Consider the following 21681-nt stretch of genomic DNA (forward strand, 5'->3'; position numbering starts at 1 on the left):
CGCCACCGCGTGCCGGCCCCCGGGTGGAACCGCCGCTGTCATCTGACGAATTCGGCCGCGCCGGTGGTGAGGTCGAGCAGCGGGCCGGGGACCACGCCGAGGACAAGCGTGGCGAGCACGCCGATGACGAGCGCCGCCGAGGTGAGCGCGCCCGGCACGGTCACCGTCGGGGTCGCCTCACCCGGCTCGGAGAGCCACATCATCACCACGACCCGCAGGTACGGGAAGGCCAGCACCATGCTGGTCAGCACGCCCGCGATCACCAGCCAGGTCTGGTTCGCCTCCAGGGCCGGGCCGAAGACCGCGAACTTGCTGGTGAACCCGCTGGTGAGCGGGATGCCGGCGAAGGCCAGCAGGATGAACGTGAAGATCGCCGCGAAGAACGGCGAGCGGCGGCCCAGCCCGGCCCAACGGGACAGGTGGGTGGCCTCGCCGTCGGCGTCCCGCACCAGCGTCACCACGGCGAACGCGGCGAGCACCGAGAAGCCGTACGCGGCCAGGTAGAACATGGTGCCGGAGAGCCCCTCCTTGCTCGGGGCCAGCACGCCCACCAGCAGATAGCCGGCGTTCGCGATCGACGAGTACGCGAGCAGCCGCTTGATGTCCGTCTGGGTCACCGCGAGCACGGCGCCGACAAGCATGGTCAGCACCGCCACCACGCCGATCACCGGGGTGAAGTCCCAGGAGGCACCGGCGAACGCGACGTGGAACACGCGCAGCAGCGCGCCGAACGCGGCGACCTTGGTGCAGGCGGCCATGAAGCCGGTCACCGGCGTCGGCGCGCCCTGGTAGACGTCGGGCGTCCAGACGTGGAACGGCGCGGCGGCGGCCTTGAAGAGCAGGCCGATGGAGAGCAGCGCCATGCCGGCGAAGAGCAGCACCTGGCTGGACGAGGACTCACCGACCGCGGCGTGCACGGTGGCGAAGTCGACGCCCGCGCCGCGACCCGGGATCCCGGCGGTGAAGCCGTAGATCAGGGCGACACCGAACAGGAAGAACGCCGAGGCGTACGCGCCGAGCAGGAAGTACTTCATCGCCGCCTCCTGGCTCAGCAGCCGCCGGCGACGGGCGAGCGCGCAGAGCAGGTAGAGCGGCAGCGAGAAGACCTCGAGCGAGATGAACATGGTCAGCAGGTCGTTCGCCGCCACGAAGATCAGCATGCCGCCGATCGCGAACGTCATGAGCGGGTAGACCTCGGTGGCCCCGCCGACGCCCTCGGCCTGCTTGCGGTCCTCGGGCGACTCGGCGGTGACCGCGGCGTGCGCCACGAACGCGCCGCCCCGCTCCACCGTGCGCTCACCGACAAGAAGCAGCGCCATCGCGGCCAGGACCAGGATGACGCCCTGGAGGAAGAGCGTCGGCCCGTCCACCGCGAGCGCGCCACCGGCGGTGATCAGCCGGGCGTCGGCGTTCAGGATCAGCATGGTGATCGCGCCGAGCACCGCCACCAGCGCGAGTACGAGCTGCACCGCGTTGCGCAGGCGACGCGGCACGAACGCCTCGACCAGGACGCCCAGCAGGGCGGCCCCCAGCATGATCAGAATGGGAGCGAGCGCCGCGTAGTCGATCGACGGCAGCTTGAGCTCGGTCATTTTGCGGCCTCCTGGACGCTGCCGACCTCAGGGGCGGGATCGGACTTGCCGACGTCCTGCATGGTCGCCTGGACGGCGGGGTTGATGACATCGGTGACCGGCTTGGGATAGAAGCCGAGCAGCACGATCAGCGCGATCAACGGCGCGACGACGACCTTCTCGCGCAGGCTGAGGTCCCGGCGCATGCCCTCGGACTCGGCAAGCGCCGGATTCAGCGTGCCCTGGGTGGTGCGCTGCACCATCCACAGCACGTACGCCGCCGCCAGGATGATGCCGACCGTGGCGATCACCGCGACCGGCTTGTTGACGGTGAACGTGCCGATCAGCACCAGGAACTCGGACACGAACGGCGCGGTGCCGGGCAGCGCCAGCGAGGCGAGACCGGCGAAGAAGAGCACGCCGGCAAGCACCGGCACCAGCTTGCCCGCGCCGCCGAAGTCGCTGATCAGCGACGAGCCGCGCCGGGCGATGAGCATGCCGACCACCAGAAAGAGCAGGCCGGTGGCGAGACCGTGGTTGAGCATGTAGAGCACCGCGCCCGTGCCGGCCTGGGTGGTGAAGGCGAAGATGCCCACGCCGATGAACCCGAAGTGCGCGATCGAGGTGTACGACACCAGCCGCTTCAGGTCGTTCTGCCCGACCGCCAGCAACGCGGCGTAGATGATGCCGATCACGCCGAGCGCCAGCGCCCACGGCGCGAACCAGCGCGACGCCTCCGGGAACAGCGGCAGGCAGTAGCGCAGGATCCCGAACGTGCCGACCTTGTCCAGCACGCCGACGAGCAGCGCGGCGGCCCCGGCCGGGGCGGCGCCACCGGCGTCCGGCAGCCAGGTGTGGAACGGGAAGAACGGCGCCTTGATCGCGAAGGCGAGGAAGAAGCCGAGGAACAGCCACCGGGCCGTGTTGGTGGCGAACTCCGCCTGGCTCAGCGCCTGCCAGTCGAAGGTCTTCCCGCCGACCACCCAGAGCCCGATCACCGCGGCGAGCATGAACAGACCGCCGACGAGCGAGTAGAGGAAGAACTTCACCGCCGCGTACTGCCGCTGGTGGCCGCCGTAGCTGCCGATCAGGAAGTACATCGGGACCAGCATGACCTCGAAGAACACGTAGAACAGGAAGACGTCGGCGGCGGCGAAGACGCCGATCATCGTGCATTCGAGGACGAGCAGCAGCGCGAAGTAGACGGGCACCGAACGCTTCGACGACTCGGCGTCGTGCCACGACGCGAGGATCACGAGCGGCACCAGGATCGCGATCAGCATCAACATCACAAGCGCGATGCCGTCGACCTCGAAGGTGAACCGCACGCCCCAGTTCGGGATCCACGCGTAGGACTCGCGGAACTGGAACCGGTCGCCGTCGGCGGAGAAGGCGAACCACATCACCACCGAGAGCACAAGCACCAGCAGCGACCAGCCGAACGCCACAAGCTTGGCCAGGTCCGGCCGCTTACGTGGCAGCAGGGCCACCACCAGGGCGCCGACCAGCGGCGCCACGGTCAGCACCGAGAGGAACGGGAAGTTGGACATTATTCGGCCTTACCTCCGTCGTGACTGCGTGGCCCGCCGGTGGGGGCGGCCGCGTTGAGGTCGATCACGCCAGCCACCCCGCCTGCACCGCCAGGAAGGCCGCCACCACGAGCAGCGCGCCGGTCAGGATCGAGGTCGCGTACGACCGCACGAAGCCGGTCTGGAGCCGCCGGAGCCGGCCCGAGCCCCCGCCCACCGCGGCGGCGAGGCCGTTGACCAGCCCGTCGACGCCCCGGTTGTCGAGGAACACGAGCGCCCGGGTGAGGAAGATGCCCGGCTTCTCGAAGACCGCCTCGTTGAAGGCGTCCGTGTAGAGGTTGCGGCGCGCGGCGGTGACCGCCACGCCGGCCGGCTGCGGCTCGGTGGCCGTGCCGTTGCGGAACAGGAACCAGGCCAGCCCGGCGCCGAGCACCGTCACCAGGAGCGAGAGCGCGGTGATGAGCCAGTGCGCGAGGACCGCCTCGTGGCCCTCCTCCTGGCCACCCAGACCGGCGGTCGCCGCCAGCCAGTCCGGCACGGACGTGGCGAGCAGGAAGCCCGCGCCGACCGAGCCGATCGCCAGCAGGATCAGCGGGACCGTCATCAGCTTCGGCGACTCGTGCGGGTGCTCGATGTCCTCGGTCCAGCGGGCCGGCCCGTGGAACGTGAGCACGAACAGCCGGGTCATGTAGAACGCGGTGAGCCCGGCGCCGATCAGCGCGGCCATGCCGAACAGCCAGGCCGTCCAGCCCTCCCGCTCGAAGGCGGCCACGATGATCGGTTCCTTGGAGAAGAAGCCGGAGAAGGGGAACATGCCGATGATGGCCAGCCAGCCCATCATGAACGTCAGCCAGGTGACCTTCATGTATTTCGACAGGTTGCCGAAGCGGCGGATGTCCACCTGGTCGTTCATGCCGTGCATGACCGAGCCGGCGCCGAGGAACATGTTGGCCTTGAAGAAGCCGTGCGCCAGCAGGTGCACGATGGCGAGCGCGTACGCCGCGCCGCCGAGCCCGACGCCGAGGAACATGTAGCCGATCTGGCTGACGGTGGACCAGGCCAGCACCCGCTTGATGTCGTCCTTGGCGGCGCCGATGACGCAGCCCATCAGCAGGGTGAGCGCGCCGACGCTGACCACCACGAGCTGGAGCGTCTCGTTGGCCGAGAAGATCGGGTTGGAGCGGGCGATCAGGTAGACGCCAGCGGTGACCATGGTGGCCGCGTGGATGAGCGCGGAGACCGGGGTCGGGCCCTCCATCGCGTCCGGCAGCCACGCCTGGAGCGGGAACTGGCCGGACTTGCCGGCGGCGCCCAGGAGCAGCAGCAGGCCGAGCACCAGGACCGTGGTCGAGGTCAGCGAGCCGACCCCGTTGAACACCTCGTCGTATTGAGTCGTGCCGAGCATGGCGAACATGACGAAGATGCCGATGGCCAGGCCGGCGTCGCCGACCCGGTTCATCAGGAACGCCTTCTTACCGGCGGTGGCGGCGCTCGGCCGCCCGTACCAGAAGGAGATCAGCAGGTACGACGCCAGGCCGACGCCCTCCCAGCCGAAGTAGAGCATCACGTAGTTGTTGCCGAGCACCAGCAGCAGCATCGCGGCGACGAACAGGTTGAAGTATCCGAAGAACCGTCGCCGGCCCTCGTCGTGCGCCATGTACTCCACGGCGTAGAGGTGGATCAGGAAACCCACCCCGGTGATCAGCAGGACGAACACCGCGGCCAGCGGGTCGAAGAGCAGACCGAAGTCCACCTTCAGGTCGCCGACCGTGATGAACTGCCAGAGGCTGGACTGGACCTGCTTGTTCTCCAGGCCGCGAAGCTGGAAGAAGTAGGTAAGCCCGAGCACGAAGGCGGCGCCGATGGCGCCCACGCCCAGCCAGTGGCCCCAGCGGTCCGCCCGCCTGCCGAGCAGCAGCAGGACCGCCGCGCTTACCAGCGGGATCGCCACCAGCAGCCATACGCTGCCCAGCAGGCCATCCGCAGTAGCGAATTCCACAGTCTGTTCCACCGCAGACCCCTCAGTACTTCAGCAGGTTGGCGTCGTCGACGCTGGCCGAGCGCCGGGTCCGGAAGATCGCCATGATGATCGCCAGCCCGACCACGACCTCGGCCGCCGCCACCACCATCACGAAGAACGCCATGATCTGGCCGTTCAGGTCACCGTTGATCCGGCTGAACGTGACCAGGGTCAGGTTGGCCGCGTTGAGCATCAACTCGACGCACATGAACAGCACGATCGCGTTGCGCCGGACCAGCACGCCGACGGCGCCGATGGTGAACAGCACCGCCGCGAGGATCAGGTAGTAGTCCGGCGTCATTTGTCCGTACCCTTCAGTGCGGTCTCCTCGGCCGTCATCTCGCGCACCGGCATGATCTCCGAGATGCCGCGGTCGGTCAGCCGGCCGTCCGGCAGGCGGGCCGGCGTGGCCACCGAGGAGGAGGTGGCGAAGACGCCCGGGCCCGGCTTCGGGCCGGGGTAGTTGCCGGGACGGAACCGCGCCTTCATGGTGGCGACCTGGTCCATCCGGTCCTCCTTGCGCCGCTCCACGTGCGCCAGCACCATCGCGCCCACCGCGGCCGTGATCAGCAGCGCCGAGGTCAGCTCGAAGGCGAAGACGTACTTGGTGAAGAGCAGCCGGGCGATGCCCTGCACGTTGCCCTCGGCGTTGGCCTGGTCGAGCCCGGCCGCCCGCACGCCGTTGAGGGCGCGGTAGAGCCCGGTGCCGACCAGGCCGGCGAAGCCGAGCCCGAGCACCACCGCGGCGACCCGCTGGCCGCGCAGCGTCTCGATCAGCGAGTCGGACGCGTCCCGGCCGACGAGCATCAGCACGAACAGGAAGAGCATCATGATCGCGCCGGTGTAGACGATGATCTGCACCATGCCGATGAACGGCCCGGCCTGGAGCACGTAGAACACGCCCAGGCAGAGCATGGTCAGCACCAGCCAGAGCGCGGAGTGCACCGCGTTGCGGGCCCACACCATGCCGAGCGCCCCGATCAGGGCCAGCGGGGCGAGGATCCAGAAGGTGACCTCCTCGCCGCCGGACACCTCGCCCGCCGCGGCGAGCACAGTCTGCGTGGTCATACCCCTGCTCCCTTGCCCGCCTCGGACCGCTGCGCGGCCTGCTCGGCGCCGGGGAAGGTCACGCCGGGGTGCTCCTCCACCGGATACCGGCCGCCCGCCGGCGACTGCTCGGCGCCGGCCGAGGTGCCCGGGTTGGTGAGCGCGCCGACGTAGTAGTCCTTCTCGCTGTCACCCAGCCGCATCGGGTGCGGCGGCTGCTCCATGCCTTCGAGCAGCGGCGCGAGCAACTGCTCCTTCGTGAAGATCAGGTCCTGCCGGTTGTCCCGGGCCAGCTCGTACTCGTTGCTCATGGTCAGCGAACGGGTCGGGCAGGCCTCGATGCAGAGCCCGCAGAAGATGCACCGGGCGTAGTTGATCTGGTAGTTGCTCGCGTACCGCTCACCCGGGGAGAAGCGCTCCTCCTCGGTGTTGTCGCCGCCCTCCACGTAGATCGCGTCGGCCGGGCAGGCCCAGGCGCACAGCTCGCACCCGATGCACTTCTCCAGCCCGTCCGGGTGCCGGTTGAGGATGTGCCGCCCGTGGTAGCGCGGCGCCGAGACCGGCGGCTTGAACGGGTAGTCGGTGGTGACGACCTTCTTGAACATGTGCGAGAAGGTGACCCCGAAGCCCTTGAACGTTCCGGTGATCGCGCCCACGTCACACCTCCCTGGATTCGGAGCCGGCGACGACGTTCGCCGGCTCCCGCTCGGCGACCACACGCTTGGTGCGCGGGCTCGGCGGAACCTGAAGATCCATCGGCGGCAGCGGGAAGCTGCCGTACGGCCGGCTGTCCGCCTGCTCCTGCGGCGACGGCTTCGGCTGCTTCTTCCGGCTCGGCCAGAAGAGCGTGGCCAGCAGCAGCACACCCGCGCCGATGGCGGTGACGAGCAGCCGGTCCTTCGTCTGCCAGTCCTCGATCGAGCGGAGCCCGGCGAGCACCAGGATCCAGACCAGGTTGATCGGCAGCAGCACCTTCCAACCGAAGCGCATGAACTGGTCGTACCGGAGTCGGGGCAGCGTGCCGCGCAACCAGACGAACACGAAGACCAGCAGGATCACCTTGCCGAAGAACCACAGCATCGGCCACCAACCGTCGTTGGCACCCGCCCACAGCGTGATCGGCCAGGGGGCCCGCCAGCCGCCGAGGAACAGCGTGGTGGTGACCGCGGACATGCTCACCATGGCCACGTACTCGGAGAGCATGAAGAGCGCGAACTTCAGCGAGCTGTATTCCGTCATGAAGCCGGCGACCAGCTCCGACTCCGCCTCCGGCAGGTCGAACGGCGCCCGGTTGGTCTCGCCGACCATGGAGATGAAGAAGATGATGAAGCTGGGCAGCAGCAGGATCGCGTACCAGCCCGGGGTGGGCAGCTCGAACCCGCCGAGGCTCAGCCGGGTGCCGTCACCCTGCGCGGCGACGATCCCGCTCGTCGACATCGTGCCGGCGGTCATGAACACGGCCACGATGCTGAGCCCCATGGCGACCTCGTAGGAGATCATCTGGGCGGTGGAGCGGAGGCCGCCGAGCAGCGGGTACGTCGAGCCGGAGGCCCAGCCGCCGAGCACGACGCCGTAGACGCCCATCGAGGAGCAGGCCAGGATCACCAGCACCGCCACCGGCACGTCGGTGACCTGGAGCGGCGTCCAGTGGCCGAAGATGCTCACGCTCGGGCCGAACGGGATCACCGACAGCGCGGTGACCGCGGAGATCACCGAGATGGTCGGCGCGAAGAAGAAGACCACCTTGTCGGCGGCGCGCGGGAGGATGTCCTCCTTGAACGCCATCTTCAGGCCGTCGGCGAGCGTCTGGAGCAGGCCGAACGGGCCGACCTGGTTCGGGCCGGGGCGGACCGCCATCCGGCCGACCACCCGCCGCTCGAACCAGACGCCGAGCAGCGTGGCAAGCAGGCCGAAGGCGAACGCGAAGACGATCTTCCCGAGGACCAGCCACCAGGGGTCCTTGCCGAAGTCCGCAAGCGTCGGGTCCTGCGCCGCGAGATAGGCCGCGTTCACTGGTTTGCACCCCCTGCGTTGAGGAGCGGACCCGGCCGCGCGGCGGCGTCCGCGGCGACGGGCGCCGCGGTCACCGTCACGACGTGACCGGACGTCGCGCCGAGGCTGCGCCGCACGGTCGAGCCGGGTGAGTTGGTCGGCAACCAGACGACGCCGTCCGGCATCTCGGTGATCGCCGCCGGCAGGGTGACCGCGCCGCGGTCGGTGCCGACGGTGACCGGGTCGCCGTCGGCCACCCCGAGCGCCTCGGCGGTGCCCTTGCCCAGCCGCACCACAGGCGGGCGGGCGGTGCCGGCGAGGTGCTCGTCGCCGTCGGTGAGGCTGCCCAGGTCGACGAGCTGGTGCCAGGTCGCCAGCACGGCCTCGCCCGGGCCGGGCTGCGGCACGGCGGCCGGCTCGACCGAGGGCGCGGACGGCCGCTCCATCCGGGTACGCGGCAACGCGCCCAGCTCCCGGCGCACGCTCGTCACGTCACCGGCGCCGAGCCGCACGTCGAGCTGCGCGGCGATCGCGTCGAGCACCCGGCCGTCGGTCATCGCGCCGGTCTCCAGCACCCGCTCGAAGGTGCGCAGCCGGCCCTCCCAGTCCAGGAAGCTGCCGGCCTTCTCGACCACCGGGGCGACCGGGAAGACCACGTCGGCCCGGCGGGCCACCGCGCTCATCCGCAGCTCCAGGCTGACCAGGAACGGCACCGCGTCCAGGGCCGCCTCGGCCCGGCGCGGGTCGGCCAGGTCGGCCGGGTCCACCCCGGCCACCACCAGGGCGCCGAGCTGACCGTCGACCGCCGCGGCCAGGATGCCGTCGGTGTCGCGGCCGGCCTGGCTCGGGATCACCCCGGCCGGCAGGTCCCACGCCTCGCCCAGCTCCGCGCGGGCGGCCGGCTCGGTGACCACCCGGCCGCCGGGAAGCAGGTTGGGCAGGCAGCCCGCGTCGACCGCGCCGCGGTCACCCGCGCGCCGCGGCACCCAGGCCAGGCGGGCACCGGTACGCCGGGCCACGTCCGCCGCGGCGGACAGGCCGCCGGGCACCGCGCCCAGCCGCTCGCCGACGATCAGGATCGCGCCGGGCTGACCCAGCGCCTCGGCGACGGTGGCGTGCTCGGCAAGCACGCTCGCCTCCTCGCCCGGCACCACCCGGGCGAGCTTCGCCCCGAGCTTCTCCAGGCCGCGGGTGGCGAACGGCGCGATCGCGTACACCGTGAGCTTCTTCTTCAGGTACGCCTTGCGCAGCCGCAGGAAGAGGATCGGGCACTCCTCCTCCGGCTCAAGGCCGACGAGCACCACCGCGGGCGCGTCCTCCACGTCCGCGTAGGTCACGTCGGTGACCCCGGCGACGCTGCTGGCCAGGAAGTCGGCCTCCTCGCGGGAGACCGGGCGGGCCCGGAAGTCGATGTCGTTCGTGTGCAGCGCGACCCGGGCGAACTTCGCGTACGCGTAGGCGTCCTCGACGGTGAGCCGGCCGCCGGTGAGCACCGCCGTGCCGGTCGCGCCGTCGCGAGCCGCGCGCAGCCCCTCGGCGGCCCTGGTGAACGCCTCGCTCCAGGACGCCTCGCGCAGCTCACCGGTCTTCTCGTCCCGCACCAGCGGGGTGGTGAGCCGGTCGAACGCGCGAGCGTACTGGAAGCCCCAGCGGCCCTTGTCGCAGTTCCACTCCTCGTTCACCGCCGGGTCGTCGCCGGCCAGCCGGCGCAGCACCTTGCCGCGCCGCCAGTCGGTGCGCTGGGCGCAACCGGCCGAGCAGTGCTCGCAGACGCTCGGCGAGGAGACCAGGTCGAACGGGCGGGAGCGGAACCGGTACTGGGAGCCGGTGAGCGCGCCGACCGGGCAGATCTGCACGGTGTTGCCGGAGAAGTACGAGTTGAACGGAACGTCTCCCTCGTCGCCCTCCTCCCCGTACGCGTCGTCCCGGTAGATGTTGATCTCCTCGTGCGAGGAGCGTCCCATCAGGTCGATGAACTTGTCGCCGGCGATCTCCTCGGAGAACCGGGTGCACCGCTGGCAGAGCACGCACCGCTCGCGGTCGAGCAGCACCTGGGTGCTGATCGGCAGCGGCTTCGGGTACTCCCGCTTGTGCTCGTGGAACCGCGAGTCCGTCCGGCCGGTGGACATCGCCTGGTTCTGGAGCGGGCACTCGCCGCCCTTGTCGCACATCGGGCAGTCCAGGGGGTGATTGAGGAGCAGCAGCTCCATCACCCCCTCCTGGGCCTTCTTCGCGACCGGCGAGGTGAGCTGGGTCCGCACCACCATGCCGTCGGCGACGGTCTGGGTGCAGGAGGCGACCGGCTTGCGCTGCCCCTCCACCTCCACCAGGCACTGCCGGCACGCGCCGGCCGGGGCCAGCAGCGGGTGGTCGCAGAAACGCGGGATCTCGGTGCCCATCTGCTCGGCGACCCGGATCAGCAGCGTTCCCTTGGGCGCGGTGACCTCGACCCCGTCGATGGTCAGCGTGACGGTCTCGGTCTGCTTGGCTACGTCCGTCATCAGTGGGCTCCAACCAGAGACTTGTCGGAGAGCTTCGGTGCGGTACGTCCCTCGATGTAGTCGAGGTAGTCCTGCTTGAAGTACTTCAGCGACGAGGTCACCGAGCTGGTCGCACCGTCACCCAGACCGCAGAACGAGCGGCCGAGGATGTTGTCACAGGTGTCGAGCAGGGTGTCCAGGTCCTCGTGGGTGCCCTGGCCGGCGAGGATGCGCCGGTAGACCCGGACCATCCAGTAGTTGCCCTCCCGGCACGGGGTGCACTTGCCGCACGACTCGTGGTGATAGAACTCCAGCCACCGGTAGGTCGCGTACACCGGGCAGTCCTGGTCGGAGAAGATCTGGGTGGCCGTGGTGCCCAGGATCGAGCCGGCCGCCGCCACCCCCTCGAAGTCGAGCGGCACGTCCAGGTGCTCGGCGGTGAGCAGCGGAGTCGACGAGCCGCCCGGGGTCCAGAACTTCAGCTCGTGCCCGGGCTTCATGCCGCCGGCCAGCTCGATCAGCTCGCGCAGCGTGATGCCCATCGACGCCTCGTACTGGCCCGGCTCGGCGATCCGGCCGGACAGCGAGTAGATCATCGGGCCGGACGACTTCTCCGTGCCCATGGTCTTCCACCAGTCCGCGCCGCCGAGCACGATGTACGGCACGCTGGCGATGGTGCCGACGTTGTTCACCACGGTCGGGCTGGCGTACAGGCCGTGGGTCGCCGGGAACGGCGGGCGCAGCCGGGGCTGACCCCGGAAGCCCTCGAGCGAGTCCAGCAGCGCGGTCTCCTCGCCGCAGATGTACGCGCCGGCGCCGGAGTGCACCACCAGCTCCAGGTCGAACTTCGAGCCGAGGATGTTCCGGCCGAGGTAGCCCTTGGCGTACGCCTCGGCGACCGCGCTGCGAAGCCGGCGGGCCGCGTGCACGGCCTCACCGCGGATGTAGATGTAGGCCCGGTTGGCGCGGATCGCGTACGAGGCGATGATGACGCCCTCGACGAGCGAGTGCGGATCGTGGGTCATCAGCGGCAGGTCCTTGCAGGTGCCCGGCTCGCCCTCGTCGGCGTTCACCACCAGGTAGTGCGGCTTCCCGTCGCCCTGCGGGATGAAGCCCCACTTCAGGCCGGTGGGGAAGCCCGCGCCACCCCGGCCGCGCAGCCCCGAGTCCTTGATGAGCTGGATCAGGTCGTCCGGGTGCGCCTTGATCGCCTTGCGCAGGGCGGCGTAGCCGTCCAGCTTCTCGTAGGTGCCGAGCCGCCAGGCGTCCGGCGACAGCCAGCGCTTGGTCAGCACCGGCGTGAGCTTGGCCAGCGTCTCCGGCCGAGGCGTGGTCACTTCCGGACCCCCGTTCCGTTCGCGTCCGCCGGGTCGGCGCCGTCGGCGTCCGTACCGGCCTCCGCGTCCTTGAGGTTGCGCTCCTGCGCGCCGGCGTCATCGCCGGCGGGCTTGCCGTCACCGGCCGGCGGGTTAGCCGCCACGCCTGCCGCCTGCGCCGCCCGCGCGTCGCGGGGCGCCGGCGCGGGGCCGTCCACCGGAAGCTTGGTGCCCGGCGCGTCCGCCACCGCGGTCCGCGCGTCCGGCTGCCGGGTCTCGGCGGTACGCACCTGCGGCGACTTGTCGTCAGGCGCCTTCACGTCCGGCGCGGTGCTGCCGCTTGCGGCGGCGGGCGTGGCCGGCTCGGCCGCGGGGGCCGGCTTCTCGGCCTCGGCCTTCGCCTTCGCCTCGGCGGCGGCCCGGTCGGCCTCGGCCTTGCTGCGGATCGGCGTCTTCGGGTCGAAGCCCGCCACCGCGATGCCGTGCTGCTCGGCCAGGCGCAGGCCGCGCAGGCTCGGCTCGCCCGGCCCGCCGTCGGCGACCGCGTCGTCCCGCTCGTCGGCGAACCCGGCGAGCTGGACCGCCATCTCCTTGAGCGTGCAGAGCCGGGCGCCCCGGGTCGGCATCGGCCGGCCGCCGGCCTGCAACTCCCGCACCACGCCGAGCGCGCCCTGCGGCTCGACGTTGTCGAAGAAGTCGTAGTTGACGGTCATCACCGGGCCGTAGTCGCACGCCGCCAGGCACTCGGCGTGCTCCAGGGTGATCTTCCCGTCGGCGGTGGTCTCCTCGTGCCCGACGCCCAGGTGCTCGGCGAGCGTGTCGTAGACCACCTGCCCACCCAGCACGTCGCACATCGTGTTGGTGCAGACGCTCACCAGGTAGTCGCCGGTGGGCTTGCGCTTGTACATGGTGTAGAAGGTGGCGACCGCGCCGACCTGCGCCTTGTTCAGCCCGAGCACCTCGGCGCAGAACTCGACCCCGGCCGGGGAGACGTAACCCTCCTCGGACTGGACCAGGTGCAGCAGCGGCAGCAGCGCCGAGCGGGACCGGTCCGCCGGATACCGGGCGATGATCTCCCGCGCCCGGGTGCGAGTCGTTTCGGAAAAGCTCATCGGTCACAACCACCCATCACGGGGTCCAGCGAGGCGCCGCCGGCGATCACGTCGGCGATCAGGCCACCCTCGGCCATCGCCGGCAGGGCCTGGAGGTTGACGAAGCTCGGCTCCCGGTAGTGCACCCGGTAGGGCCGGGTGCCGCCGTCGGACACCGCGTGCACGCCCAGCTCGCCACGGGGCGACTCGATGCCGACGTACACCTGGCCGGGCGGGACCCGGAAACCCTCGGTGACGAGCTTGAAGTGGTGGATCAGCGACTCCATCGACTGACCCATGATCTTGGCGACGTGCTCGAGCGAGTTGCCCATGCCGTCGACGCCGATGGCGAGCTGCGCCGGCCAGGCGATCTTCTTGTCGGAGACCATCACCGGCCCCGGCTTCAACCGGTCCAGCGCCTGCTCGACAAGCTTCAGCGACTCGCGCATCTCGGCCAGCCGGACCAGGTAGCGGCCCCACACGTCACCGTCGGTGTGGGTCGGCACGTCGAACTCGTACGTCTCGTACCCGCAGTACGGCATGGTCTTGCGCAGGTCCCAGGCGAGCCCGGCCGAGCGGAGCACCGGGCCGGTGATGCCGAGCGCCACGCAGGCGGTGGTGTCGAGCACCGCCACGTTCGTGGTGCGTTCGATCCAGATCGGCTGGCCGGAGAGCAGGTTCTCGTACTCCTTGAGCCTTTTCGGCATCAGCGCGAGGAAGTCGCGGATCTTGCGGATCGCGTCGTCCGGCACGTCCTGCGCCACGCCGCCCGGCCGCACGTACGCGTGGTTCATCCGCAGGCCGGTGATGGTCTCGAAGATGTCGAGGATGTACTCCCGCTCGCGGAAGCCGTACAACATCATGTTGATCGCGCCCAGCTCCATGCCGGTGGTAGCCAACCAGACCAGGTGCGAGGAGATCCGGTTGAGCTCCATCATCAGCACGCGGATGGTGGTGGCCCGCTCGGTCACGTCGTCGGTGACGCCGAGCAGCTTCTCCACCGCGAGCGCGTACGCCGTCTCGTTGAAGATCGGCGAGAGGTAGTCCATCCGGGTCACGAACGTCGAGCCCTGGACCCAGTTGCGGTATTCCAGGTTCTTCTCGATGCCGGTGTGCAGGTAGCCGATGACCGAGCGGGCCTCGCGGACCGTCTCGCCCTCCAGCTCCAGGATCAGCCGGAGCACGCCGTGCGTGGACGGGTGCTGCGGACCCATGTTGACGACGATCCGCTCGTCGTTGATCGGGTCGGTGCCGGAGACGACCTGGTCCCAGTCGCCACCGGTGACGGTGAAGACCTTGCCCTCGGTGGTCTCGCGCTCGGTCGCGTAGTTCGACGTGGTCACTGGTACGACCTCCTCCGGTCCGGCGGCGGGATCTCGGCGCCCTTGTACTCCACCGGGACGCCGCCGAGCGGGTAGTCCTTGCGCTGCGGGTGCCCCTCCCAGTCGTCCGGCATGAGGATCCGGGTCAGGTTGGGGTGGCCGTCGAAGACGATGCCGAACATGTCGTACGTCTCCCGCTCCTGCCAGTCGGCGGTCGGGTAGACGGCGGTGACGCTCGGCAGGTGCGGGTCCTCGGCGGAGACCGCGGCCTCCAGCCGGACCAGCCGCCGGTAGGTCATCGAGGTGAGCTGGTAGACCACGTGCAGCCGGCGACCGTCGGCGCCCAGGTAGTCCACCCCGGACACGGACGAGCACAGCTCGAAGCGCAGCGACAGGTCGTCGCGCATCACCTGGCAGACCTCGGCGATCCGCTCCGGCCGCACGTGCAGGGTCAGCTCGCCCCGGTCGACCACGACCTTCTCGATCGCGTCACCGAACTGCGGGTACGCCTCCTCCAGCGCGTCCCGCACCTCGTCGAAGTAGCTCCCGTACGGGCGGGCGGCCTCCTCGATCGGCCGGCGCGGACGGACCAGGCCGCCGTAGCCGGAGACGTCGCCGGTGCCCTGGTTGCCGAACATCCCGCGCCCGGCGGGGCTGGCCGGCGGGTATTCCGCGGGCGCGGTGCCGCTGGCGCCGACCGGGGTGGTGGGTACCGGGATCCCGCCGTCGTTGTTCCGGTCGTTCGGCGAGGTCATTTCGGTCCCCCCTGCGTCTGGAGGTGGTTCTGCGCCTTCATCCAGTTCTCAATCCGCAGTTGCTCCTCGCGCCCCTCGCGGACGGCCTTCGTCCACTCGGCGCGCCGGGCCTTGTCGTTGCGGTACGACGAGGGCATCGAGCCGTACGGCACGACTGGCACGTCACCGCGCTCCTTGCGGGCTTCGAGCATCTTGCGACCGTTGGGGCCCAGCGGCTCGTACATGATCTTCTCGCGGAGCTTGAGCACCGCGTCGATGAGCATCTCCGGCCGGGGCGGGCAGCCGGGGAGGTACATGTCGACCGGGACGACGTGGTCCACGCCCTGCACGATGGCGTAGTTGTTGAACATGCCGCCGCTGCTGGCGCAGACGCCCATCGAGATGACCCAGCGGGGCTCGGCCATCTGGTCGTAGATCTGCCGCAGCACCGGGGCCATCTTCTGGCTGACCCGGCCGGCCACGATCATCAGGTCCGCCTGCCGGGGGGAGGCGCGGAAGACCTCCATGCCCCAGCGGCCCATGTCGTAGTGCGGGCCACCCGCGGCCATCATCTCGATGGCGCAGCAGGCCAGGCCGAAGGTGGCGCCCCAGACGGACGACTTCCGCGACCAGTTGACCAGCTTCTCGACGCTTGTGAGCAGGACGCCGGAGGGAAGCTTCTCCTCGATGCCCATCTGCTACCTCCTCAGTCCCAGTCCAGGCCGCCGCGCCGCCACACGTAGGCGTAGGCGACGAAGACCGCGACGATGAACATGACCATCTCCACGAAGCCGAAGATCGGCAGGGCGTCGAAGGAGACCGCCCAGGGGTAGAGGAAGATGATCTCGATGTCGAAGACGATGAAGAGCATCGCCGTCAGGTAGAACTTGATCGGGAACCGGCCGCCGCCGACCGGCTGCGGGCTCGGCTCGATGCCACACTCGTACGCCTCGAGCTTGGCCTTGTTCAGACGCCGGGGTCCGGCGAATCGGGCGGCGGCCACGGAGAACAGCGCGAACCCCGCGGCGAGGGCGAACAGCCCGATGATGGGTGCATAAGGAGAGAGCGTCATCGTTATCCCCTGCTCGTCCTTCCCTGACCTCGGTGGTTGGCCAAAATCACACTATTCACGTCCCTGACGACCGCGGTCGGCGGGGTCGATCTCCGTCATCCCGTGGGCCGGCGGCCCAGGTCGGTGGTCTCCTACACGGCCGGCGCCACCCTGGTCATGGCGTTGATGACCCGGTCCATCGCGTCCCCGCCGCGCGGGTCGGTCAGGTTCGCCAGCAGCTTGAGCACGAAGCGCATGAGCATCGGGTGCGGCATGCCGTGCTTCGTGGCCATCCGCATCACCTCGGGCCGGCCGATCAGCTTCACGAAGATCCCGCCGAGCCGGTAGTAGCCGCCGAAGCGGGCCTTCAGCTCCTGCGGGTACGCCATCAGCGCCCGCTCCCGCTCGGCGCCGGCCGGGCGGGCGAGCGCCTGCACGGCGACCTCCGCGGCCAGCTCGCCGGACTCCATCGCGTACGCGATGCCCTCGCCGTTGAACGGGTTGACCATGCCGCCGGAGTCGCCGACGAGCAGCACTCCCCGGCTGTAGTGCGGGACCCGGTTGAAGCCCATCGGCAGCGCGGCGCCGAGGATCGGCCCCTCCGCGTTCGACTCGTCGGTCATCCCCCAGTCCTCCGGGGTGTTTGCCAGCCAGTCGGTGAGCAGTCGCCGGTAGTTGGTCTTGCCGAAGGCGGACGAGGAGTTGAGGACGCCCAGGCCGACGTTCACCCGGCCGTCACCGAGGCCGAAGATCCAGCCGTAGCCGGGCAGCAGCGCCTCGTTACCCTTGGCCCGCAGCTCGAGCCACGATTCCAGGTAGTCGTCGTCGTGCTTGGCGGGCGAACGGTAGTAGCGGCGGACCGCCACGCCGATCGGCCGGTCCTCCCGCTTGGCCATGCCGAGGGCGAGCGGGAAGCGGCCGGAGACGCCGTCCGCGGCGACCACGAGCGGCGCGTGGAAGGTGGCCGGCTCCTTGTCGGGGCCGACCTCGGCCTGCACGCCTGTCACCCGGTCGTCGGCGTCGAGCACCGGGCCGAGCACGTTGACGCCGGTGCGCAGCGTCGCCCCCGCGTCGACGGCCCGCCGGGCGAGCAGGTCGTCGAAGTCGAGCCGGGTGCGGACCAGGCCGTAGTTGGGGAAGCTGGCCAGGTCGGGCCAGTCCAGCTCCAGACGGATCCCGCCGCCGATCACCCGCAGGCCCTTGTTGTGCAGCCAGCCGGCCTCGGGCGAGGTGTCCACGCCCATCCGGATGAGCTGCCGCACGGCGCGGGGCGTGAGCCCGTCGCCGCAGACCTTCTCCCGGGGGAACTCCGTCTTCTCCAGCAGCAGCACGCGTACGCCGTGCCGCGCCAGGTGGTAAGCCGTGGCCGATCCTCCGGGACCGGCGCCCACGACGATGACGTCGGCGTCGTTCTCCACCGCGGTCATCCGCGCCTCCTCCCGCATGCTCGTGAAATGCTTCACAAGCCGATCGGGTTGGAGTCTATGACCGGCGTTACACCAGTACGCGCTGAGGGGGTCCTAACTTCCCGGAAACCGGCCGGTAAGCGGGTGGAGATCGGTCACGGACGGGCCGGCGCGGCCGGTCCGAGGCCGGCGTCGAGCCGGATCGTCTCGGGCAGGTGGTCGCGCAGCGCGCCGCCGGCCGCGCGGTCGAGCGCGGCCAGCACCTCGGCGACCACCTGGCGCACCTCCACCGGATCCGCGCCGGCCAACTCCGTCAACTGCGCGATCAGCTCGGCGGCGTCGTCGTCGGTGGTGGCGTGGTCGGATCGCGTCATGGCCGCGAGCCTACGGCGACACTCACGGCGAAGTCCGACATTCACGAAATGGAAGGCGGACGCGGCCGAACGATCAGTTCCGGACGGCGCGGTGCAGGGCGACGACGCCGCCGGTCAGGTTGCGCCACCCCACCCGGCCCCAGCCGGCCGCGCCGACCCGCGCCGCCAGAGCGGCCTGGTCCGGCCAGGCCCGGATCGACTCGGCGAGATAGACGTAGGCGTCGGGGTTGCTCGACACGGCGCGAGCCACCGCCGGCAACGACCGCATCAGGTACGACAGGTAGACCGTGCGGAACGCCGGGTTGACCGGGGTGCTGAACTCGCACACCACGAGCCGCCCGCCCGGCCTGGTGACCCGGGCCAGCTCGCGCAGCGCGGCATCGGTGTCGTTCACGTTGCGCAGCGCGAAGGAGATGGTCACCGCGTCGAAGCTGGCGTCCGCGAACGGCAGCCGCAGCGCGTCCCCGGCCAGCAGCGGCACCGCCGGGCGGGTGCGCTTGCCGGCGTACAGCATGCCGAGCGACAGGTCGGCGCCGACCGCGTACGCCCCGGAGTGGGCCAACTCCTCGGTCGAGACGCCGGTGCCGGCGCCGACGTCGAGCACCCGCTCGCCGGGGCGGAGCCCGAGCGCCGCCCGGGTGGCCCGCCGCCAGGACCGGTCCTGCCCGAAGGAGAGCACGGTGTTGGTCAGGTCGTAGCGGGCCGCCACCCCGTCGAACATGGCGGCGACCTCGTGCGGCTGCTTCTCCAGGCTGGCGCGCCGGCCCTGCGGGGAACGACTACTCACCCCTCCACTCTGCCAGCCACGCCACCCGGGTACGCGCGGGGGCGGGGTGGTCGCCCACCCCGCCCCCGCCGTGCGGTTCTCCGGTCAGTCCTCGGTGCGCTCCTCGTTCGGCGCGACCAGGACGACCTTGCGACGCCGGGACAGCATCAGCAGCGCCGCGCCGGCGGCGAGCACCACTGCGCCGATCCCACCGATCAGGCCCACCTGCATACCTGTCACCGGCAGTCCGCCGTCACCGGAGCCACCGCCGTTGCCACCACCCGTGGTCGGGGTCGGGACCGGGGTCGCGCTGCCGCTCGGGGTCGGCTCGGCGGTCGGGGTCGGCTCGGCGGTCGGGGTGACGCTCGGGCTCGGGCTCGGCTCCGCGCTCGGGTCGACGAAGACGTCGAACTGGGCGGTGTTGTCGCCGTCGTCGACCTCGGAGAAGGCGCGACGCTGGGCGGAGCTGGCGACGCGCGGGGCCTCCTCGGGCGCACCGGCGGCGGAGTCCAACCCGGAGGCGAAGATGAAGCCCGGGCGGAGCAGCTTCTCGGTGACGTCCGCGCCGACCTTCACCCGCACCCCGGCGGTGTAGAACTGGCCGGGCTTCAGCACCGCGCCCCGGTCCACGCAGTACGCCTGCGCGATGCCGCCCAGTTCCTGCTCCTCGCAGCCCTCGGGCAGTTCGGCGAAGGTGACGCCGGCCGGCAGCGTGATCCCGTACCCGACGCCTGTGGCCTTCTTGCTGCCGTCGTTGAAGACGGCCCAGTCCAGCGGCGCGGTCTCGCCCGGCCGGACCGGACGGAGGTCCGCCTCCCCCGCCTCGTCGCCGTCCACGTCCACGTCGGCGTACACGTCCTGCACCCAGGTGGTGAGGTCGTAGCCGGGCGCGGTGACGGTGATGTCGTGGTCGACCGAGTTGTTCTCCAGGTCCGGGTCGGCGGTGGCCGCGCTGATCGAGACCGTGAGCGTGCCTGCCGCCCCCTTGCCGCCGGTGGAGAAGACCGGGATGCCGAAGTCCTCGGTGGTGCCGGCGGCCAGGTCACCGAGCAGGCAGGTGAAGGCCGTGCCCTGCGTCTCGCAGCCCGCCGGCTTCAGCACGCCGACCTTGCCGGCCTTGAGGCCCTTCGTCTCCACCGTGACCCGGACGCCCTTGGCGTCGACGGTGCCGGTGGTGTTGTCCACCTGGAACTTGAACGGCTTGGCCTTCGCCTCGTCGACGCCCTTGGCCAGCTTGTAGCTGAGCGGGATGAGACTGAGGTCGGCCTCACCGGCGGCGTGCGCCGGGCCGGTGACCGCGCCGAGGCCGGCGGTGGAGAACAGAGCCACCACACCGGCACGCGCCAGTGTGGAGCGGTAACGGAAAGGCATGGTTCCCCCGGGGGGGGTAGGTAAGCGCAGATCACGCACGGAACGAACGGACGGTACCGGAGCGACGCGGCGGCGCGCCAGCCGATCCGCGGGTGGAAATTCCCACCTACCTCGACCGACAGCAAGGGCGGGATGGTCACCCATCCCGCCCTTGCCGCGGTGCGTTATATGAACGGCCCTCATGGGCCGATGGAGGACAACGTCAGACGGTCGGCTTCTCGTCACCCGGGGTTACCAGGACGACCCGGCGACGACGAGCGGTCATGAACAGCGCGCCGCCGACGGCAAGCACGGCCACGCCGACGCCACCGAGCAGGCCGGCCTGCGGACCGGTCACCGGCAGGCCGCCGTCGTCGTCACCCGAGCCGCCACCGGAACCGCCCTGGACGGCGGCGACGCGGACAGCGTACGCGTCGGTGTTGTCGCTGTCGTCGACCTCGACGGGCGCGGCGGCCTCGGCGTTCGCCGGCAGGGCGGTGCGGCCCGCGGTACGGGCGGTGAGGGACTGGGTGCCGAGCGCCTCGACGGTGACCTTGCCACCGGTCAGGCTGCCGGCCTTGACGTTCTTGCCGACGGTGAGCAGGTGGTAGAAGCGGCCACCGGCGACCTGGTCGCCACCCGGCTTCTCCTTCGACACCGGGATCAGGTCGAGGCCCTCGTAGGTGCAGACCCGGGAGGCCTTGGCGGCGTCGTCCACGCAGCCCGGCTCGGCCTCGGCGAAGGTCACGCCCTTGGGCAGCTTGACGCCGATCTTCAGGCCGGCTGCGGTGGCGTCGCCCTGGTTCCACGTGGTGTAGATGAGCTGGGCGGTCTCACCGGCGTGCAGGTCACCGACCACGGCGATCTTGTTGCCCTGGACCTTGACGGCCTTGTCCACGTCGGAGGCGACGACGGTGAGGTCCGGGCCGGTGCCCTCGACCTTGACCTTGACGGTCACCTCGTTGTTGGACTCGTCCGGGTCCGTACCGCCGTGCAGGATGATGGCGCTGATCTCGCCGGCGTCGCCGACCCCGGCGCCCTTGCGCTTCAGCGGGAAGCCCCAGTCGACGTCCGCGCCGGCCTTCAGGGTGTCGCCCTGGATGCCGCAGAGGATGATGCCGTCCTCGCGGGTGTTGCAACCGGACTCGTCGATGTCCACCTTGGTGGTGTCGAGCTTGCTGATGTCCAGCCCAACCAGGATGCCCTTGGCGTCCACCTTGCTCTTGTTGAGCAGGGAGACGCTCGCGGTCTTGCCGGGCGCACCCACGGCGATTGTGGTGCCGGTGGCCTCGATGGCGAGGTCGGCCGCGTTGGGCTCGGCCATCGCCGGCGCGGCGAAGAGACCGGCGGCGAGGACGCCTGCCGCACCGGCGAGCGCGCGACTACGGATGATCATGGAAGTGGTTCCCCCGTGTGGTGCAGGAAAGCGTACGGACGGGGACATTAGCGGTCCGCGATCTTCCTCGCTGCCCCGGCGGCGCACGCCCCATCACCTGCGCAGCTAAGGATCACTTAAGGATCGCCCGAATTGTTCGCTCTTGCTCCCGTACGCCCCTGCCTGGGTCGGTCGAACGGTCCGCCGGAAAGATCCTTTCGCTCAGCAACCATCGGCCGTTCGGCCGAACGGCGGCC

General features: G+C 70.6%; 19 protein-coding genes. All 19 read right to left on the reverse strand.

The window, feature by feature from the left end:
* Positions 1-38: 38 nt before the first annotated feature.
* The 19 genes from nuoN to SM450_RS05885 all read right to left on the reverse strand — a co-directional run bounded on the left by nuoN (position 39) and on the right by SM450_RS05885 (position 21445).
* Positions 39-1592 (reverse strand): NADH-quinone oxidoreductase subunit NuoN, encoded by a 1554-nt coding sequence (nuoN, locus tag SM450_RS05795; protein ID WP_474618623.1) that lies wholly within the window; start codon positions 1590-1592, stop codon positions 39-41.
* Positions 1589-3121, reverse strand: coding sequence for an NADH-quinone oxidoreductase subunit M (locus SM450_RS05800; protein WP_474618624.1), 1533 nt, complete (start codon positions 3119-3121; stop codon positions 1589-1591). Before SM450_RS05800 ends, nuoN begins: the two co-directional genes overlap by 4 nt.
* 64 nt (positions 3122-3185) lie before the next feature.
* The gene (gene nuoL / locus SM450_RS05805; RefSeq protein ID WP_474618625.1) at positions 3186-5111 is read right to left on the reverse strand and encodes an NADH-quinone oxidoreductase subunit L; all 1926 of its coding nucleotides are present in this window, start codon (positions 5109-5111) and stop codon (positions 3186-3188) included.
* Between the two features lie 10 nt (positions 5112-5121).
* On the reverse strand, positions 5122-5421 hold the full coding sequence (gene nuoK / locus SM450_RS05810) for an NADH-quinone oxidoreductase subunit NuoK (RefSeq protein WP_089154544.1): 300 nt from the start codon (positions 5419-5421) through the stop codon (positions 5122-5124).
* Positions 5418-6188 carry an NADH-quinone oxidoreductase subunit J gene (locus tag SM450_RS05815; protein WP_474618626.1) on the reverse strand — a complete coding sequence of 257 codons (771 nt, stop codon included), beginning with the start codon at positions 6186-6188 and terminating at the stop codon, positions 5418-5420. The genes nuoK and SM450_RS05815 overlap by 4 nt, the downstream gene beginning before the upstream one ends.
* Positions 6185-6823, reverse strand: a complete 639-nt coding sequence (nuoI, locus tag SM450_RS05820) for an NADH-quinone oxidoreductase subunit NuoI (protein ID WP_474618627.1) — start codon at positions 6821-6823, stop codon at positions 6185-6187. The genes SM450_RS05815 and nuoI overlap by 4 nt, the downstream gene beginning before the upstream one ends.
* A 1-nt stretch (position 6824) precedes the next feature.
* Positions 6825-8180: an NADH-quinone oxidoreductase subunit NuoH gene (gene nuoH / locus SM450_RS05825; protein WP_474618628.1), complete on the reverse strand. Its 1356-nt coding sequence runs from the start codon at positions 8178-8180 to the stop codon at positions 6825-6827.
* The gene (locus SM450_RS05830) at positions 8177-10660 is read right to left on the reverse strand and encodes an NADH-quinone oxidoreductase subunit G (RefSeq protein ID WP_474618629.1); all 2484 of its coding nucleotides are present in this window, start codon (positions 10658-10660) and stop codon (positions 8177-8179) included. Before SM450_RS05830 ends, nuoH begins: the two co-directional genes overlap by 4 nt.
* On the reverse strand, positions 10660-11976 hold the full coding sequence (gene nuoF, locus SM450_RS05835; protein WP_474618630.1) for an NADH-quinone oxidoreductase subunit NuoF: 1317 nt from the start codon (positions 11974-11976) through the stop codon (positions 10660-10662). Before nuoF ends, SM450_RS05830 begins: the two co-directional genes overlap by 1 nt.
* The gene (gene nuoE / locus SM450_RS05840) at positions 11973-13067 is read right to left on the reverse strand and encodes an NADH-quinone oxidoreductase subunit NuoE (protein ID WP_474618631.1); all 1095 of its coding nucleotides are present in this window, start codon (positions 13065-13067) and stop codon (positions 11973-11975) included. Before nuoE ends, nuoF begins: the two co-directional genes overlap by 4 nt.
* Positions 13064-14389: an NADH-quinone oxidoreductase subunit D gene (locus SM450_RS05845; protein ID WP_474618632.1), complete on the reverse strand. Its 1326-nt coding sequence runs from the start codon at positions 14387-14389 to the stop codon at positions 13064-13066. The genes nuoE and SM450_RS05845 overlap by 4 nt, the downstream gene beginning before the upstream one ends.
* Positions 14386-15123, reverse strand: a complete 738-nt coding sequence (locus tag SM450_RS05850; protein ID WP_474618633.1) for an NADH-quinone oxidoreductase subunit C — start codon at positions 15121-15123, stop codon at positions 14386-14388. Before SM450_RS05850 ends, SM450_RS05845 begins: the two co-directional genes overlap by 4 nt.
* The gene (locus SM450_RS05855; protein WP_091062855.1) at positions 15120-15797 is read right to left on the reverse strand and encodes a NuoB/complex I 20 kDa subunit family protein; all 678 of its coding nucleotides are present in this window, start codon (positions 15795-15797) and stop codon (positions 15120-15122) included. The genes SM450_RS05850 and SM450_RS05855 overlap by 4 nt, the downstream gene beginning before the upstream one ends.
* Before the next feature lie 11 nt (positions 15798-15808).
* Positions 15809-16174, reverse strand: a complete 366-nt coding sequence (locus SM450_RS05860; RefSeq protein ID WP_089154551.1) for an NADH-quinone oxidoreductase subunit A — start codon at positions 16172-16174, stop codon at positions 15809-15811.
* Between the two features lie 131 nt (positions 16175-16305).
* Positions 16306-17580: a geranylgeranyl reductase family protein gene (locus SM450_RS05865; RefSeq protein WP_474618634.1), complete on the reverse strand. Its 1275-nt coding sequence runs from the start codon at positions 17578-17580 to the stop codon at positions 16306-16308.
* A 134-nt stretch (positions 17581-17714) separates the two neighbouring features.
* Positions 17715-17933: a hypothetical protein gene (locus tag SM450_RS05870; RefSeq protein ID WP_474618635.1), complete on the reverse strand. Its 219-nt coding sequence runs from the start codon at positions 17931-17933 to the stop codon at positions 17715-17717.
* Between the two features lie 73 nt (positions 17934-18006).
* Positions 18007-18720 carry a demethylmenaquinone methyltransferase gene (locus tag SM450_RS05875; RefSeq protein ID WP_474618636.1) on the reverse strand — a complete coding sequence of 238 codons (714 nt, stop codon included), beginning with the start codon at positions 18718-18720 and terminating at the stop codon, positions 18007-18009.
* Between the two features lie 84 nt (positions 18721-18804).
* Positions 18805-20070, reverse strand: a complete 1266-nt coding sequence (locus tag SM450_RS05880; protein WP_474618637.1) for a cell wall anchor protein — start codon at positions 20068-20070, stop codon at positions 18805-18807.
* Between the two features lie 202 nt (positions 20071-20272).
* Positions 20273-21445 carry a hypothetical protein gene (locus SM450_RS05885; protein WP_474618638.1) on the reverse strand — a complete coding sequence of 391 codons (1173 nt, stop codon included), beginning with the start codon at positions 21443-21445 and terminating at the stop codon, positions 20273-20275.
* Between the last annotated feature and the right edge of the window lie 236 nt (positions 21446-21681).

The sequence above is a fragment of the Micromonospora marincola genome (assembly GCF_056150385.1).